A 17,094-nucleotide genomic window follows, 5' to 3' on the forward strand; every position below is an offset into this window, starting at 1 on the left:
CCTCCTGGTGTTGTTGGCGGAACCAGCCTCCAGTTTAGCCAGCCTCCCCTGCCGCCCTGACAAACCTGCAGTCTCCGGTGAACCGATAGGATGGGATCCGTGGGGCCCGCAGGTACGAACCAGCCAACCGCCGCGCGCCCTCCGGGCCGCCGGCCCTCGTGCATCATGCACGTGGACATGGACGCTTTCTTTGTTTCAGTGGAACTCCGGACGCGCCCCGAGCTCCGGGGCAAGCCCGTCATTGTTGGCTTCCCCGGGGAACGCTCGGTGGTCCTCTCAGGGTCATACGAGGCCCGCGCCTTCGGTGTGAAGTCGGCGATGCCCATGGCCGTGGCCATGCGCATGTGTCCGCAGGCGGTGGTCATTGAACCCCGGCACAAGCTGTACTACGAGGTGTCCGGGCAACTGATGGCCATCTTCGAATCCATCACGGGGCTTGTGGAGCCGCTCAGCGTTGACGAGGCCTTCCTGGACGTCACGGGGGCGCTGCGGCGGCTGGGCCCGCCCAGGGGAATCGGCGAGCTCATCCGGCGGCGCGTGGCAGCGGAACTGGGCATTACTGCATCCGTGGGAATTGCGGAAACCAAGTTCGTGGCGAAGATCGCTTCAACGCGCTGCAAGCCCGACGGCCTGCTGCTCATCGGGCCGGACGAAACCGTGCCCTATCTTCACAGCCTTCCGGTAGGCGCCCTTTGGGGCGTCGGCGCCAAGACCGGAGAGGTGCTTGCCAAGATGGGAATCAGGACGGTGGCGGACGTGGCGGCGACGCCGGTGTCGTCCTTGAAGAAGGTACTGGGGGCAACGGGGGAGCACGTGCACCAGCTTGCCTGGGGCATCGATCGCCGTCCCGTTACCCCGGTACGGCTGGAAAAGAGTATCGGCGCCGAAGAGACCTTCGCCGTGGACACCGCCGATGACGCCCTCCTTCGCCGGGAACTGCTGCGGCTCTCCCACCGCACCGCCGCGCGCCTGCGGAGCTCCGGAATGGTTGCCCGGACCGTGGCGCTGAAGCTGCGCTTCGCCGACTTTTCCACCATCACGCGCAGCAGGACAGTCCAGACTCCGGTGGACAGTGCCCAGCTGATCTACGCAGTGGTCATCCAGCTCCTGGAGTCGCTCGGGACCCGGGCCATGGCTGTGCGGCTGGTGGGAGTAAGGGCTGAGCAGCTGGAGGAAGCTGCAAGGACCTCGCTCCAGCTGAGCATCGACCGCAGGGATGACAACTGGCGGGCAGCCGAGCAGGCACTGGACGAGGTGACGCGCAAATTCGGCAGCAAATCCGTCCTGCCCGCCCGCCTGATGGAGCACGAAAGCCGGCCGGGAGACAGTTCCCAGCGGCCCGCCTGAGTGCCCGCCGGAGGGGTCCGGCAAAGTCATTGCCGTCTTTCAGATCAGCCCTCAACAATCTATCCTTATAGATACATAGTTTTCGAGTGAATGGACTTACTGCCGGACCCTCTTGGACATGCTCCCGCTCCCGCGTACGCGTGCTGCGTTCCTGTTCTGGCCACTGTCGGCCAGGCGGGAACTTTCCAGCAACAGCAGGCGTTTCAAGGGAAGTAGAAGTAGTGGCTGGGATCAGCCCGGACGTTGGCCTACAAAAGGAGGTCGTGATGCCGCTGTCGGAGCACGAACAGAAGCTGCTTGAGCAGCTTGAGAAGCAGCTTCACGAGGACGACCCGAAGTTCGCGAACTCAATGGGTTCGGACCCGGGACGTTCCTGGTCCACGAGGCATGTGGTTATTGGGGTCCTTTGCGCACTTGCCGGCGTCTTCCTGCTACTGGTGGGGGTCACCCTCCAGAACATCTTTGTCGGCGTCCTGGGCTTCGTGGTGATGGGCGGTGGGGTGTACTTCGCCACCATGCGCAGTTCCCGCGGGACGGCCGCGTCAAAGGCCGGCGGCGGAAAACCGGGCAAGCAGCGCAGTTCTTTCATGAGCAACCTCGAAGAGCGCTGGGACGAGCGCCGCAGGGGTGAACCCTAAACAGCCGGGACCTCCGGGTACCAGGCTCCTCCATTTCTCTCCCCCTCGAGGAGGGGGACTGCACGAAAAGACCCGCTGCGGCGGGTCTTTTCGTGTTTAACGGCAATTCCGCCGTCCGGGCGGCCCTGGGACTCCGGTTCGCCCCGCCCGGAGCAAAAAGTCCTCCACTTTCCACCACGGCCTGGATTCCGCGCCATTTCAAGGACCATTTCCCATAAATTACCTGCTCACATGGCAGTTTCGCGTTGACTGTGGTGGAAAGTGGAGTAATGTGGAGGACATAAGAGGGTGGTTGCAACATTAGGGGATGTGCAGTTCCTGACTACGGACAGGCGGTGGGCCAGTGTTTCTGGGCACACACTCGCCGCGTCTGGATGAAAAGGGACGGATCATTCTCCCCGCCAAGTTCCGCGAGGAGCTTGCCAGCGGCCTGGTGCTCACGAGGGGCCAGGAACGTTGCATCTACGTCTTCAGCGAGAAGGAATTTGCACGGGTCCACGAGCAAATGCGGGAGGCGCCAATCTCCTCCAAGCAGGCACGTGACTATATCCGCGTATTTCTCTCTGGAGCCTCTGACGAGGTACCTGACAAGCAGGGGCGCGTGACCATTCCACCGGCGCTCCGGGAGTATGCAGGACTCGGAAGGGAACTTGCCGTCATCGGCGCCGGTACCCGCGCCGAGATCTGGGACGCCCAGGCTTGGAATGAATACCTTGCGGAGAAGGAAACAGCCTTTTCCGAAACTGACGATCCCATTCCGGGCATTCTCTGAATTCCGGAGCGGGGCGGCAGGTGGCTTCTTGGATGAGATCTCCAGCCGGCCCACCGGCTGCCAACCTGGCTCACCTTCCCCGGAGCCAGGCGGGCGGAACGGTAGGCACGGATGGGGATCTGGTCCCAGAAGCAGCAGGTGACAACGACGGCGGGAAAGGACCAGGCATGACCGATCAACCCAAGCCCACGTCCGAACGCCATGTGCCGGTCCTTCGCGACCGGTGCATCAATTTGTTGGCACCGGGATTCGAAGCAGCAAGGCTCCGCGGCGAGACCCCCATCGCGGTGGACGCCACCCTTGGCATGGGCGGTCATTCCGAGGCGATGCTCCAGCGGTTTCCCGACCTCCACCTCATCGGCATTGACCGTGACGAGGAAGCACTCTCCCTGGCGGGGGAGCGGCTGGCTCCGTTCGCCGCCCGGATCGACCTGGTCCACGCGGTGTACGACGAGATCCAGGACGTCCTGGAGGACCTCGGTGTGGCTGAAGTGCACGGGATCCTGATGGACCTGGGTGTTTCCTCCCTGCAGCTGGATGAGCGTGAACGCGGTTTCGCCTACTCATTTGACGCGCCCCTGGACATGCGCATGGACACCAGCCGGGGCCAGACCGCGGCGGACGTGGTCAATACCTACAGCGAAGAGGACCTGGTCCGGATTATCCGCAAATGGGGCGAGGAAAAGTTCGCCGGACGGATTGCCAACAGGATCGTCGCGGCACGGGCCATCAAACCGTTCACCACCACCGGCGAACTGGTGGAGCAGATCCGTTCCGTGGTTCCCGCTTCTGCAGCGAAGTCCGGTGGACATCCTGCCAAGCGGACCTTTCAGGCCCTCAGGATCGAGGTCAACGAGGAACTCGACGTCCTGGAGCGTGCCGTCCCCGCCGCCGTGGCCTCCCTGGCTATCGGGGGCCGCATCGTGGTCATGTCCTACCACTCCCTGGAGGACAAAATCGTCAAAGGCGTTCTCCAGGCCCGCTCCAAGTCTTCCGCTCCCCTTGGCTTCCCCGTTGAGCTGGAAGAACACAAGCCCGAACTCAAGACCCTGACCAAAGGCACCGAGGTGCCCACCGCCGTCGAAATCGCCGAAAATCCGCGCGCTGCCTCCGCCAGGCTCCGCGCGGCAGAACGAATCAGAGCCAGGAGAGCTGCATGAGCACCGCCGCCGTCAAGAACTTTCCCGTTGTCTCAGGCAGTTCGGCGGCCGACACCCGGCGCGCGGCCGACCCCGCCGGTGGACGGAAGGGCCGCACCCCGCTTTCCGTGGTCCGCACTGCGCCGCGGAAACGCCGGGCGCCGTTCGTCGTCCTTTGCTTTGCCATGCTCGCAGTGGCGTTGATGGCGGTGCTGGTCCTGAATATCTCGGTGTCCACCGCCCAGTACCAGCTGGTGGAACTGCGTGCCAAGCAGAGCACGCTGACCAAGACGAACCAGGACCTCACCCAGCAGGTGCAGAACTTCGAGGCCCCGCAGAACCTGGCGGCCAAGGCCACCGAACTGGGAATGGTGGCCTCCACCGTCAAAGGCCAGATCGACCTGTCCACGCTGTCAGTGACAGGAAAGGCCACGCCTGCGGTCAAGGGCGCAGCAGCGGGAGCCGTTATCCCATCGCCGGCGGTGGCCGGACAGCTTATTGTGCCGCCTGCGTCCAAGGGTGACACGGCGGACAAGGCCAGGACGGCAGATACCGGCAAGGCTCCTGCCGCCGCTCCCTCCGCCGGCGCTGCCCAGGCCCCCGCTGCCCAGGCCGCTGCCGCGCAGGCTGCCGCAGCCGCTGCGGCTGCCGCGGCAACTCCGGCGCCCGAGCTTCACGGCGGCTCTGTTCCGGCGCCCCAGCAGAAGGTCCCCGGACAGTAGGCCAGCAGGCAGGTCAGGCAGCAGCGTCGAGCAGCAAGGAATATCACGGTGGCGGAGACGACCGGCAAAGCAGGAAAAAGCAAGGAACCCAACGCCACCAAGCGCTTGCGACTGGGACTGGGCGTCATGCTCACGCTCCTGCTGGTGGTGGGCGGGAAGCTCTTCCTGGTCCAGGGGCTTGACGTCGGCGGCATGGCCGAAGCGGCACTGAACAGCCGGATGACCTCGGCGATCCTTCCGGCCGAGCGCGGCAGCATCCTGGACTCACGCGGCACCGTTCTTGCCAACAGCGTGATCCGGTACAACATCGTGGTGGACCAGCGCGTCAACACCAAAACGGACGCCTACAAACGCCTCGAGCCCCAGGCCGACGGCCACGAGAAACTGGTGGACGTCAGCCGCGACCAGGCGATCTCAGAACTTGCCGCGGCATTGGGCATGGACTCAAACGCGGTCCGTGACGCAGTGACGGGGGAACAGCCCTATTACATTGTGGCCAAGGACGTAAAGCCCGACGTCGAGGACCGCATTTCCAAGCTCCAGGTGCCCGGCATCGTGGCCGAGGGCGTCAGCAAACGCGTCTACCCCAACGGCGCCGTGGCCGGGGGAGTTGTGGGCTTCCTCCAGGACGGCACCACGGGCCAGGCAGGCATCGAGCAGACGCAGGACGACCAGCTCAAGGGCAAAGACGGCAAGCGCCTGTTCGAGATCGGTGCCGACGGGCTCCGCATCCCGGTGGGTCTTGACGAGCTGACCCCACCGCAAAACGGCAAGGACGTCAAACTCACGCTCAATTCCGATCTTCAGTACTTTGCCCAGCAGGCCATCCAGAGCCAGGCGGACAAACTCAGTGCCGAATGGGGCGTCATCATTGTGATGGACGCCAAGACCGGGAACCTCCTGGCCCTGGCTGATACCAACTCCCCGGACCCCAACAACCCGGGGCTGGTGGCGGCCAAGGACCGCGGCGTCCGTTCCGTGACGGCCGCCTATGAGCCCGGCTCGGTGGAGAAGATGATGACGGCTGCAGCCGTCATCGACGAGGGACTCGCCAGCCCCCTGGACCATTTCACTATTCCACCCACCTACACCGTGGACGGCCAGACCTTCAGCGACGCGTTTGCCCATGGCACCGAGGAACGGACACTGGCCGGCATCATCGGTTACTCCATGAACACCGGAACGGTTATGGCCGGACAGCGGCTCAGCAAGGAACAACGCTACGACTGGTTGAAGAAGTTCGGCATCGGCGAGGCACCGGACATCGGACTTCCCGCCACGGCATCGGGCATCCTCACGCCGGCGGACCAATGGGACGGACGCCAGCAGTACACCGTCCTGTTCGGGCAGGGCGTTTCGCAGTCCACCCTCCAGACAGTCCGTGCCTACCAGAGCATCGCGAACAACGGCGTCATGCTGCAGCCGCGGCTGATCGATTCCTACATTTCCCCCGACGGCGCCGAGGAGAAAGTGCCGGCCCAGCCGTCGCGGCAGATTGTCTCCGAAAGCACGGCCCAACAGGTCCAGGACATCCTTGAAAGCGCTGTCACCGAAGGCGAAATCAAGGACGCCGGGATCGACGGCTACCGCGTTGGGGCCAAGACCGGCACGTCCGAATCACCGTGCGACGACGGCAAGTCCGGCTACTGCGGGTACACGGCCTCCATCGTGGGAATGGCGCCGATGGATGATCCGCGGTTTATTGTGGAGGTGGTGCTCCAGCGGCCGAAGGGCAGCATCTACGGCATCACCAACGGACCGGTGTTCCGGTCCGTCATGAGCCAGACGCTGCGGACCTACAACGTCCAGCCTTCCACCGGCCAGCCGGCCAGAATGCCGCAGTACGCCAAGTAGCAGCTGCGCCACGCCGGAAGTACCAGCAGCATCCAGCGCATCACAGTGCCCGGCGCGAACCATGCCGGGCACGCACTAGCACCATCGGAGATCCCCTTGTCAGAGTTCACCACGCCCGGCAACGACACGGCCCGGGACGACACGCCGGGCCGCTTCCGGCCTGCAGCCGTAGCGGCCGTGCCGCTGGGCGCCGTCGGACAGGCCGTTGGCGTAGCCGTCCCCGCCCCCGCCGCCGACGTGGAAATCACTGGCATCTCGATCAACTCACGCACCGTGGAGCCCGGCGACCTGTATGTGGCCCTCCCCGGGGCAAGCAGGCACGGGGCTGACTTCGCCACGGATGCCATCGGGGCCGGAGCTGCCGCCGTCCTCACGGACGAGGCCGGGGCGCGCCTGCTTGCCCTGTCCGCGGACACGCCCGTGCCCGTGCTCGTCGTCGACAATCCGCGCAACGAGGTGGGCCCCCTCTCCGCCATGATTTACCGGAGCCAGTCCGGCGACGGCCGCCCGCTGCAGCTTTTCGGCGTCACCGGGACCAACGGGAAGACCACCACCACCTACTTCATCACCTCCCTGCTGCGTGCACTGGGCCGCCAGCCGGGCCTGATCGGCACCATCGAGATCCTGGCCGGCGCAGAGCCGATCCCCAGCCTCCTCACCACGCCGGAATCGCCCGAAGTCCACGGGCTCCTCGCCCTCATGCACGAACGCGGGCTCGACACCGCAGCCATGGAGGTGTCCTCCCACGCCATCTCGTACCAGCGGGTGGATGGCCTGCTCTTCGACGTCGCCGGATTCACCAACCTCACCCAGGACCACCTGGACCTGCACCACACCATGGACGGCTACTTCGCCACCAAAGCCGAACTCTTCACACCGGGGCGCGCCCGGGCTGCCGTGGTGACGGTCGACGACGAGTGGGGACGGCGCCTGGCCGCCATCACCCAGCTGCCCGTCACCACGCTCAGCACCAGCGGCCAGGCCGCCGCGGACTGGACGGTCAGCGCTGCCTCGCCGCGCGGGCTCGGTACCGACTTCACCCTGACGGGGCCGGCCGGCGCCGTCCTGAACATCCACACCGGTTTGCCCGGCAGTTTCAACGTTGCCAACGCGGCCCTGGCGACGCTCATGGTGCTCACGTCCGGGGTGGAAGTCCCCGACCTCCAGGCCGCCCTGGACAGCAGCGACCCGTTCACCGTGGCCGTGCCGGGACGGATGCAGCTGGTCGCCGAGCAGCCCGCCGCCGTGGTGGACTTCGCGCACAACACCGACGCCCTGGCGCGGGCCCTGGAGGCAGTCCGCTCGCCGGAACCGGACTCCCGCCTGATCGTTGTCTTCGGCGCCACAGGCCAACGGGACCAGGGCAAGCGGCCGGCCATGGGAGCCATTGCCGCCCGGCTTGCTGACACCGTGATCATCACCGATGACGACCCGCACGACGAAGACGCAGCAGCCATCCGGGCCGACGTGCTCGCCGGTGCCCGGGAAGCCGTGGAAAAGGAATCCCTGCAGGCCGACATCCTCGAGGTCTTTCCGCGGGACGAGGCCATCCGGCACGCCGCAGCGTTGGCGCGGCCGCAGGACACCATCCTGGTGGCAGGCCGCGGCCACGAGGTCTGGCAGGAAGTGAAGGGTGTGAACCTCGCCCTGGACGACAGGGTGGAGCTGCGCAGCGCCTTGACAGCCAGGGGATTCAACGTTCTCCACGACGACCGGATAGAGTCCTAGACCGAGATGATTGCATTTACTGCGGCGGAAATCGCCGAAATCACCAGCGGGCGCCTGGACGCCGATCCCGGAATTACGCCCCTCTCGGTGGTGACGGATTCACGCGAAGCCACCCCCGGTTCGCTGTACGTCGCAAAGCCGGGCGAGAACGCCGACGGCCACGACTTCATCGACGCTGCCTTTGCAGCGGGCGCCGTCCTGGCACTCGTCGAGCGCACCGTCGAGGCGCCGGAAGGCACTGCCTACCCGGCCGTCGTGGTTGAGGATGCAGTCCTGGCAATGGGCGCCCTTGCCGCCGAAGCCGTCCGGCGGATCCGCTCCGCCCGCTCAGAAGCGGGGGAGCAGCTTACCGTCGTGGGGATCACCGGTTCGGCCGGCAAGACCACCACCAAGGACCTGTTGGCCGGCATCCTGGCCGGACAGGGCAACACCGTGGCGCCGCAGGGCTCCTACAACGGTGAGGTGGGCGTTCCGCTGACCGTCTTCCGGGCGGACACCGACACCCGCTACCTTGTCATCGAGATGGGAGCCACGGGCATCGGCCACATCCGCTACCTCGCGGAGATGGTCAAGCCGGACATCGGAGTGGTCCTGGCAGTCGGAACAGCACATGCCGGCGAGTTCGGGGGCGTGGAAAACATAGCGCAGGCGAAGGGCGAGATGGTTGAGGGCCTTTCCGCCGCCGGCACCGCCATCATCAATCTCGACGATGAACGCGTCGCCGCCATGCGCAGCCGTACCCCGGCCAAGGTCCTCGGCTTCTCCGCCGACGGACACCGGGACGCCCAGGTGCAGGCCCTGAATGCCGACACCAACGCCGGCGGCAGCCCAGAATTCGACCTGCAGCTGCCCGACGGCGGTGCTCCCCGTCACGTGGCCAGCCGGCTTATCGGAGCGCACCACACTGGAAACCTGCTGGCAGCCGCGGCTACCGCATGGGCCGCCGGAGTACCGGCAGACCACATCGCAGCTTCGCTGAGCAGCCAGGCCGCCGCCAGCCGCTGGCGCATGGAACGCACGGAGCGGCCGGACGGCGTCACCGTGATCAACGACGCCTACAACGCCAACCCCGAATCGATGCGCGCAGCCCTCCGCACGCTGGCCGACCTTGGCCGCGGCCGCCGCACCTGGGCGGTCCTCGGAGCCATGCTGGAACTGGGGGATGACTCCATCCGCGAGCACACCGCCGTGGGCACCCAAGTGGTGCGCCTCAACATTTCCAGGCTGCTGGTGGTGGGCCGGGAGGCGCGGGCGCTCTACGTCTCCGCCGTGCAGGAAGGGTCCTGGGGCGACGAGTGCCTCTTTGCCGAAACCGTGGAGGAGGCCCACGACATCCTGGACACCGAACTCCAGCCGGGTGACCTGGTGCTGTTCAAGTCCTCCAACAGTGTCGGGCTTCGCCATTTGGGCGATCGGATAGCATTACCCCCAACCCCGACCCCTGCCGACGAAAGGAGCACTCTGCTGTGATTGCTCTGCTGATCGGCGCAGGCCTGGCCCTGCTCTTCGCCCTGGTGGGCACCCCCCTTTTCATCCGCCTCCTGGTGCACCGCGGCTACGGCCAGTTCATCCGCGACGACGGCCCGACGTCGCACCACACCAAGCGTGGAACGCCCACCATGGGCGGAACCGTCGTCGTAGCCGCGGTACTGCTGAGCTACGGGCTAACGCACCTCATCATGCTGATGATGAACCCGGATTCGCCCGGGCCGTCCGCTTCGGCACTGATCCTGCTGTTCCTCATGGTCGGAATGGGCCTGGTGGGATTCCTGGACGACTTCATCAAGATCTCGCGGCAGCGGAGCCTGGGCCTCAACGCCAAGGCGAAGCTCATCCTCCAGGGAGCCGTCGGCATCATCTTCGCCATCCTGGCGTTGAACTTCCCCAACAGCGCGGGCCTGACGCCGGCGTCAACGAAGATTTCGCTGGTCCGCGACCTGCCATGGCTCGACCTCGCCTTCGGCGGAACCGTCCTCGGCGCCATCCTGTTCGTCATCTGGTCCAACCTGATCGTCACCGCCGCCACCAATGGCGTGAACCTCACGGACGGCCTGGATGGCCTTGCCGCGGGAGCCTCGATCATGGTGTTCGGTGCATATACCCTCATGGGCATATGGCAGAGCAACCAGGCCTGCGGCTCGCCCCGGGAAGCCGGCAGTGGCTGCTACCTGGTCCGGGATCCCCTTGATCTGGCCCTGCTGGCGGCGATCCTGAGCGCCGCCCTGGTGGGCTTCCTGTGGTGGAACACCTCGCCGGCCAAGATCTTCATGGGCGACACCGGGTCATTGGCTATTGGCGGAGCGGTGGCCGGCTTTGCCATCCTTTCCCGGACCGAGCTCCTGCTCGGCATTGTGGGCGGCCTCTTCGTGCTGATCACCCTGTCCGTCATCATCCAGGTGGGCTACTTCAAAGCCACCGGCGGAAAGCGCGTGTTCAAGATGGCGCCGCTGCAGCACCACTTCGAGCTGAAGGGGTGGGCCGAAGTCACCGTCGTGGTCCGGTTCTGGATCCTGGGCGGCCTCTTCGTCGCTGTCGGGCTTGGCATCTTCTACGCTGAATGGGTTGTTCTGCTGTGACCGTTTCCCCCCGCCTGGCAAATCTTGTCTCCTGGGACTCAGACTGGGCCGGCCTCCGCGTGGTCGTGACCGGCATCGGAGTATCCGGCTTCGCCGCCGCAGACACGCTGATCGAACTCGGTGCACGCGTGGTGGTGGTGGATGCTGCCACCAGCGACACGGCCCGGGCCCATGCCGACACCCTGAAGATCGTGGGCGCCGCCGACGTGCTGCTGGGACCGGACGCCGTCACCCACATACCCCGCATCGACGGCGAACTACCCGAACTGATCGTGACGTCACCCGGATGGCGCCCGGACCAGGCCCTGCTGGCTGCCGCGGCCCGGGCACACATTCCCGTCTGGGGCGACGTCGAACTAGCCTGGCGGGTGCGCACCCGGGAAGGCCGGAAGACGGCCGACTGGCTTGCCATCACGGGCACCAACGGCAAGACCACCACGGTTGGACTCACCGAATCGATGCTGCGTGCCGCCGGGCTCAAGGCGATCGCGGTGGGAAACGTCGGCACCCCTATCCTCGATGCCCTGCGGGACCCCGTGGAGTACGACGTCTTCGCCGTCGAACTCTCCAGTTTCCAGCTGCACTGGGCGGAATCCGTGTCGCCGGTAGCCAGCGTCTGCCTCAATGTGGCCGAAGACCACGTGGACTGGCACGGTTCCTACGACTCGTATCTCGCCGACAAGGCCAAGGTCTACGAGCGAACCCAAAAGGCCTGCATCTATAACGCGGAGCAGGTGGAAACCGAACGCATGGTGGAAAACGCGGATGTGGTGGAGGGTTGCCGCGCTGTGGGCTTCACGACGGTCACTCCCGCGGTCAGCATGCTCGGGGTGGTGGAAGGACTACTGGTGGACCGGGCGTTCATTGAGGAACGCAGGAACAGCGCTGCCGAGCTGGCCTCAATGACCGACCTTGGTCCGCTGGCTCCGCGCCACATGGTTGCCAATGCCCTGGCCGCCGCCGGCCTCGTGCGCGCGTACGGTGTGGACGCCAAGGCTGTCCGCCAAGGCATCCTGGACTATGTCCCGGGCGACCACCGGATCCAGCCTGTAGCCCGCCTGAACGGCGTCCTTTGGGTCAACGACTCCAAAGCCACCAACCCGCATGCGGCGTCCGCATCCCTGTCGGCCTTCAGCAACGTGGTCTGGATCGCCGGCGGCCTCTCCAAGGGCGTGAGCTACGACGACCTGGTCAGGGACCACGCAGCCCGGCTCAAGGCCGTGGTACTGATCGGAACGGACTCCTCCCAGCTCCGGGAGGCCCTCCGGCGACACGCGCCCGATGTCCCGGTGATCGAGCCGGGGGCAGGCGAGACTGAAGGAGTGCAGACTGCTCCGGCGCCCGGTGGCACTTCCGCCGGTTCCACCGGCAACGGAGAACAGGTGATGTCCCGGGCCGTTGCGTCAGCGGCACGGCTCGCCGAATCCGGCGACACCGTGCTGATGGCGCCGGCAGCTGCTTCCATGGATCAGTTCTCTTCCTACGCTCACCGTGGTGGTACTTTCATCGACGCTGTCCGCGAGCTGGTGGAAGGGAAGGCCCAGACCGGCGAGGAGTAACGATGGTCAGCACGCCCACCCGGCCGAAGGGTGGCAAGCCGCAGGGTGGCAAGCCACGCCCCGGCTCCACGGCCACCCGGCAGCCTGCTGCGGCGGGCGCGAAGCTGCGGACCCTCTACCGCCGGTTCTGGTCGGCGCTGGAGGGGACAGGCACGTCCCGGAACGGCTCCACGTACTACCTCATCCTCGGCGCCACGCTTGCGTTGACGGCTATCGGGATCATGATGGTCCTCTCCGCCTCCAGCGTTGAGTCCATCGCTGCCGGCAAGTCCCCCTACGGGGACGCCCTGAAACAGGGGATCTTCGCAGCGATCGGCATCTTCACCATGTTCGTGCTCTCGCGGATCAACGTCGTCTGGCTGAAGCGCCTCGCATGGCCCGCCGTGGGTGTTGCCGTGCTGCTCCTGGGCCTGGTGCAGGTGGTGGGAGACGAGGTCAACGGCAACCGGAACTGGATCGACCTGGGCGGGATCACCTTCCAGCCTTCCGAAGCGGCCAAACTCGCCCTTGCCCTGTGGCTGGCAACGGTGCTGGCCCGGAAGGGCAAACTGCTCAGCCGGTGGCAGCACGTGCTGGTCCCCGCAGTGCCCATGGCAGCCATCGTCATCGTGCTGATCCTGGTGGGCAACGACCTCGGCACCGCCATGATCATCATGATGATCATGGCCGCCGCACTGTTCTTCGCAGGTGTTCCGCTTTACCTCTTCGGCATCGCCGGCATCATCGCTGCTGCCGGCACCGCTGTCATGGCCATCACCAGCTCCAACCGCATGTGCCGCATCACCTCGTGGTGGACCGGCCAGTCCTGCGCCGACGGCATCGACGCCAACTACCAGGCCACCAACGGCATGTACGGCCTTGCCTCCGGCGGCTGGCTGGGTGTGGGCCTGGGGCAGAGCCGGCAAAAGTACAGCTGGATCCCCGAAGCCCACAACGACTTCATCTTCGCCATCATCGGCGAGGAACTCGGCCTGGTGGGGACCGTCGTCGTCCTGGTCCTTTTTGCGATCCTGGGTGCCGCCATCTACCGCGTGGTGGTGGCACAGGAGGACATGTTCCACCGGGTCCTGGCCGGCACCATCATGGTCTGGCTGCTGGGCCAGGCAACCGTGAACATGTCCGTGGTCACGGGTTTGATGCCCGTCATCGGCGTGCCGCTGCCGTTCATTTCCTACGGTGGCTCGGCGCTGCTGATGTCACTGTGCGCCGTGGGCGTTGTCCTCTCGCTGGCGCGGGAGCAGATGGCTCCGGCCATGCGGCCCAAACGGATGCTGAAGTTCAAGGCCCGGCCAGGGCGGAAACAGAACCAACCAAAGAATTCCAGAAAGCGTGCCTGACCCCAAATGACTGCGACACACCCTTCCATTGTCCTGGCCGGCGGCGGAACGGCGGGCCATATCAGCCCGCTGCTCGCCATCGCCGCCGCCCTCCGGAGCGAAGCCCCGGATGCCGCCATCCTGGCGGTTGGTACGCCCTCAGGCATGGAAACCCGGCTGGTTCCGGCCGCCGGCGTGCAGCTGGCCACGATCGACCGCGTGCCGCTTCCGCGCAAGCCCTCCGCAGACCTGCTCCGCCTGCCGGCCAGGCTGGCCGGCGCAGTCCGCCAGGCCGGCGCCATCCTGGACCGGGCGCAGGCCGATGTCCTGGTGGGCGTAGGCGGTTACGTGTGCACGCCGATGTACCTGGCGGCGCGGAAGCGCCGGATCCCCGTGGTGATCCATGAAGCCAACGCCCGTCCTGGACTGGCCAACCGTGTGGGGGCCTTCCTGAAGGGCCGGGTTGCCGTGGCCTTCGAGGGCACCCCGCTGCCCAATGCCGTGCACGTGGGCATGCCCATGCGGAAGGAGATTTCCGGCCTGGACCGGAAGAGCGCCCGCACCGCCGCACGCGAGGCGCTGGGGCTCGATCCCCAGCAGCCAACCCTGATCGTCACCGGCGGTTCCTCCGGCGCCCAGAGCATCAACCGGACAATCGCGGCCGCCGTTGGCCACCTTGCGGACGCCGGTATCCAGACCCTCCACATCACCGGCCGCGGCAAGACAGTCCTGGACCAAACGGGCCAACCCCTCGCTGCGGATGGCTACCGGCAGGTGGAGTACATCGACGGCATGGAGCTTGCCTATGCCGCGGCCGACCTTCTCCTGGCCCGGTCGGGAGCGGCAACGGTGAGCGAAGTGGCCGCAGTCGGCGTCCCGGCGGTCCTGGTGCCGCTGCCCATCGGAAACGGGGAACAGGCGCTGAACGCGGCCGGCCTGGTCGCCGCAGGCGGAGCAGTGCTGGTGGCCGACCGTGACTTCACTCCGGAATGGGTTGCCCGGGAGCTGATCCCGCTGGTCACCGATAAAGCACGGCTGGCCGAAATGGAAGCCAAGTCCTACCGGCTCGGAATCCGAAATGCCGACCAGCGCATGGCTGGTCTTGTCCTGGAAGCGGTATCTGCATGAGCCCCCACAACACCCCCCGGCTGGAATCCCTGGGAAAGGTGCACTTCATCGGCATCGGGGGAGTCGGCATGTCCGCCGTGGCCCGCATCATGGTGGCGCGCGGAGTCCCGGTCAGCGGATCCGATGCGAAGGACCTGCCCGTCATGGCCGACCTCGCCGCGGCCGGGGCGCGCATCGCCGTCGGCTACTCCGCCGGAAACCTGGCCGACGCGCAGACCGTGGTTGCGGGCTCGGCCATCCGCGGGGACAACCCCGAGCTCGCCGCGGCGCGGAAGGCGGGACTGCCCGTGCTGCACCGGTCCCAGGCCCTGGCAGCCACCATGGGCGACGACACCGTGGTAACGGTCGCTGGAACACACGGCAAGTCCACCACCACCTCGATGGTGACGGTGCTGCTCCGCGCGGCGGGCCTGGATCCGTCCTTTGCCGTCGGCGCCAACATCCCCGCACTCGGCGTGAACGCTGCGCATGGTACGTCCGGGATCTTCGTTGCCGAGGCTGATGAATCCGACGGCTCCTTCCTGAACTACCGGCCCCGCATCGCCGTCGTCACCAACGTGGAACCTGACCACCTTGATTACTACGGCACCGCTGAAGCCGTCTACGAGTCGTTCGACCGCTTCACGGCCCTGTTGCCCGCTGACGGCCTTCTGGTGGCCTGCGCCGACGACGCCGGAGCCCTGGCCCTCGCGGAGCGGACCCGGGCGCGGGGCAACACACGGGTGGTCCTGTACGGCACCGGTGATGCGGCGGACGTCAGGCTGGACGACGGCGGCCCGGGGCAGGTTGCCATATCCGCCGGCGGTGCCCGGTTCCCTTTGTCATTGCAGGTGCCCGGACGGCACAACGCGCTGAACGCCGCAGCCGCCTTTGCGGTGGCCCTCGAGCTCGGCGTGGACGCGACAGCCGCGGCCGCCGGCCTGGCCCGCTTCTCCGGCGCATCCCGCCGCTTTGAGCTCAAAGGTGGGGCACGGGGCGTGCGGGTATTCGACGACTACGCGCACCACCCCACGGAGGTCCGCGCCGCCCTCACCGCAGCCCGCTCGGTGGCAGGCGGCCACAAGGTCCATGTCCTGTTCCAGCCGCACCTGTTTTCCCGGACCCGTGAATTCGCGGCAGAGTTCGCCGATGCCCTGAACCTGGCCGATACCGCCCTGGTCCTGGACATCTACCCGGCGAGGGAAGACCCGATCCCGGGCGTCACGAGCCAGCTCATCGCGGACCACCTCACGGAGGGCGGTCGGCTGGTCTCGGCCGACGACGCCGTAGGCACCCTGGCACGGGCCGCTGCGGACGGGGACGTTGTCCTTACCGTGGGCGCCGGCGACGTCACAGCCTACGGCCCGAAAATTGTGGAGGCACTGAGTGCCTAGTTCCCGACGCCCCACCTACGCCCCGGCCGGCCGGAACAGGCGGCCCGATCCCGGCTCCGGGAAAACCGCCGCGAACAACGCAGGTGACAATGCCCCCAAGGGGGCCGCATCTTCCCCGACCCCCGCAGCCGGTGGCAGCGGCGACGTGATTACCGCATCCCGCAGCGTCCCGGACCAGGCGCCCTCCAATCCGGCCAAGGAACAGAAGGCCGCCGGCGCGACAGTCCTTGCGTTCCCTGAGCCCAAAGGCCGGCGCCGCCGGAAAAAGATCCTCCTCGCCGTGGGAACGGTGCTGGTTCTGGTGGCCGGGCTGCTGGCCGGAGCCGTCTACTCGCCGGTCCTTGCTTTGCAGAACGTCTCGGTGACAGGCACGCGGCTTCTCACCCCGGCCCAGGTGCAGACTGCGCTGGAGCCCCTGCGCGGCAAGCCGCTGCCGCAGATCAGTGACGACGACGTCCGCAGGCTGCTGGACAACCTGATCCAGGTCAAGTCCGTGTCCGTCGAGGCACGGCCGCCGTCCACCCTCGCCGTCGCAGTGCACGAGCGGGTGCCCGTGGCGCTGGTCAAGCAGGGGGAGCAGTACCAGCTGGTGGACGTCGACGGCGTCCAGCTGGCTACCACGGACGATCCGGCGTCGGCGTCGCTGCCGGTGATCGACGGCGGCGCCGGCGCGATCGGCCAGGACCTGTTCCGCGCCACCGCCGCCGTCCTGGGGGCCCTGCCGGCCGACGTGCTGGCGAAGCTCTCGAACGCGTCCGCGCAGTCCGTGGACGCCGTTGAACTCAAGCTGGTGGACGGCCAGACCATCGTGTGGGGCAACGCCTCCGAGAAGGAACTCAAGGCCAAGGTCCTGGCCGCCCTCCTCAAGGCTCCGGCCGATCCCAAGAATCCGGTCAGGGTCTACGATGTCAGTGTGCCCCGGCACCCCGTGACGCGCTGAGC

The 17,094-nt window shown here is 66.7% G+C and carries 14 protein-coding genes; all 14 read left to right on the forward strand.

The genetic code is table 11. From position 1 onward, the window contains the following. Positions 1 to 165: 165 nt before the first annotated feature. The 14 genes from dinB (at position 166) to LDO14_RS08245 (ending at position 17,092) form a co-directional block, all read left to right on the forward strand. Entirely contained in the window at positions 166 to 1,347 is a 1,182-nt protein-coding gene (gene dinB, locus LDO14_RS08180; RefSeq protein ID WP_018771510.1) for a DNA polymerase IV, read from the forward strand. A 266-nt stretch (positions 1,348 to 1,613) separates the two neighbouring features. Next, positions 1,614 to 1,985: a DUF3040 domain-containing protein gene (locus tag LDO14_RS08185; protein ID WP_018771511.1), complete on the forward strand. Its 372-nt coding sequence runs from the start codon at positions 1,614 to 1,616 to the stop codon at positions 1,983 to 1,985. A 343-nt stretch (positions 1,986 to 2,328) separates the two neighbouring features. Next, the gene (gene mraZ / locus LDO14_RS08190; RefSeq protein WP_018763545.1) at positions 2,329 to 2,757 is read left to right on the forward strand and encodes a division/cell wall cluster transcriptional repressor MraZ; all 429 of its coding nucleotides are present in this window, start codon (positions 2,329 to 2,331) and stop codon (positions 2,755 to 2,757) included. A gap of 167 nt (positions 2,758 to 2,924) precedes the next feature. Beyond that, positions 2,925 to 3,917 (forward strand): 16S rRNA (cytosine(1402)-N(4))-methyltransferase RsmH, encoded by a 993-nt coding sequence (gene rsmH, locus LDO14_RS08195; protein WP_018771512.1) that lies wholly within the window; start codon positions 2,925 to 2,927, stop codon positions 3,915 to 3,917. After that, complete coding sequence (locus LDO14_RS08200) at positions 3,914 to 4,618, forward strand: hypothetical protein (protein ID WP_223994738.1); 705 nt, start codon at positions 3,914 to 3,916, stop codon at positions 4,616 to 4,618. Before rsmH ends, LDO14_RS08200 begins: the two co-directional genes overlap by 4 nt. Positions 4,619 to 4,666: 48 nt before the next feature. Next, a complete protein-coding gene (locus tag LDO14_RS08205; protein ID WP_223994740.1) occupies positions 4,667 to 6,472 on the forward strand; it encodes a penicillin-binding protein 2 in 1,806 nt (601 codons plus the stop codon). A gap of 96 nt (positions 6,473 to 6,568) precedes the next feature. Then, positions 6,569 to 8,200 carry a UDP-N-acetylmuramoyl-L-alanyl-D-glutamate--2,6-diaminopimelate ligase gene (locus tag LDO14_RS08210; RefSeq protein WP_223994742.1) on the forward strand — a complete coding sequence of 544 codons (1,632 nt, stop codon included), beginning with the start codon at positions 6,569 to 6,571 and terminating at the stop codon, positions 8,198 to 8,200. Between the two features lie 6 nt (positions 8,201 to 8,206). Next, positions 8,207 to 9,670 (forward strand): UDP-N-acetylmuramoyl-tripeptide--D-alanyl-D-alanine ligase, encoded by a 1,464-nt coding sequence (murF, locus tag LDO14_RS08215; protein ID WP_223994743.1) that lies wholly within the window; start codon positions 8,207 to 8,209, stop codon positions 9,668 to 9,670. Then, complete coding sequence (gene mraY, locus LDO14_RS08220; protein ID WP_018771517.1) at positions 9,667 to 10,776, forward strand: phospho-N-acetylmuramoyl-pentapeptide-transferase; 1,110 nt, start codon at positions 9,667 to 9,669, stop codon at positions 10,774 to 10,776. Before murF ends, mraY begins: the two co-directional genes overlap by 4 nt. Next, positions 10,758 to 12,335, forward strand: coding sequence for a UDP-N-acetylmuramoyl-L-alanine--D-glutamate ligase (gene murD / locus LDO14_RS08225; protein ID WP_026266110.1), 1,578 nt, complete (start codon positions 10,758 to 10,760; stop codon positions 12,333 to 12,335). The genes mraY and murD overlap by 19 nt, the downstream gene beginning before the upstream one ends. 2 nt (positions 12,336 to 12,337) lie before the next feature. Then, positions 12,338 to 13,672 (forward strand): putative lipid II flippase FtsW, encoded by a 1,335-nt coding sequence (gene ftsW / locus LDO14_RS08230; protein ID WP_018771519.1) that lies wholly within the window; start codon positions 12,338 to 12,340, stop codon positions 13,670 to 13,672. Positions 13,673 to 13,678: 6 nt separating this feature from the next. Beyond that, complete coding sequence (murG, locus tag LDO14_RS08235) at positions 13,679 to 14,779, forward strand: undecaprenyldiphospho-muramoylpentapeptide beta-N-acetylglucosaminyltransferase (protein ID WP_056389759.1); 1,101 nt, start codon at positions 13,679 to 13,681, stop codon at positions 14,777 to 14,779. Next, complete coding sequence (gene murC, locus LDO14_RS08240; RefSeq protein WP_134164400.1) at positions 14,776 to 16,152, forward strand: UDP-N-acetylmuramate--L-alanine ligase; 1,377 nt, start codon at positions 14,776 to 14,778, stop codon at positions 16,150 to 16,152. Before murG ends, murC begins: the two co-directional genes overlap by 4 nt. Next, positions 16,145 to 17,092, forward strand: coding sequence for an FtsQ-type POTRA domain-containing protein (locus LDO14_RS08245; RefSeq protein ID WP_223994745.1), 948 nt, complete (start codon positions 16,145 to 16,147; stop codon positions 17,090 to 17,092). Before murC ends, LDO14_RS08245 begins: the two co-directional genes overlap by 8 nt. The last annotated feature ends 2 nt before the right edge of the window (positions 17,093 to 17,094 follow it).

The organism is Arthrobacter sp. NicSoilB11 (assembly GCF_019977375.1).
In the GTDB taxonomy this organism is placed as follows: Bacteria; Actinomycetota; Actinomycetes; order Actinomycetales; family Micrococcaceae; genus Arthrobacter.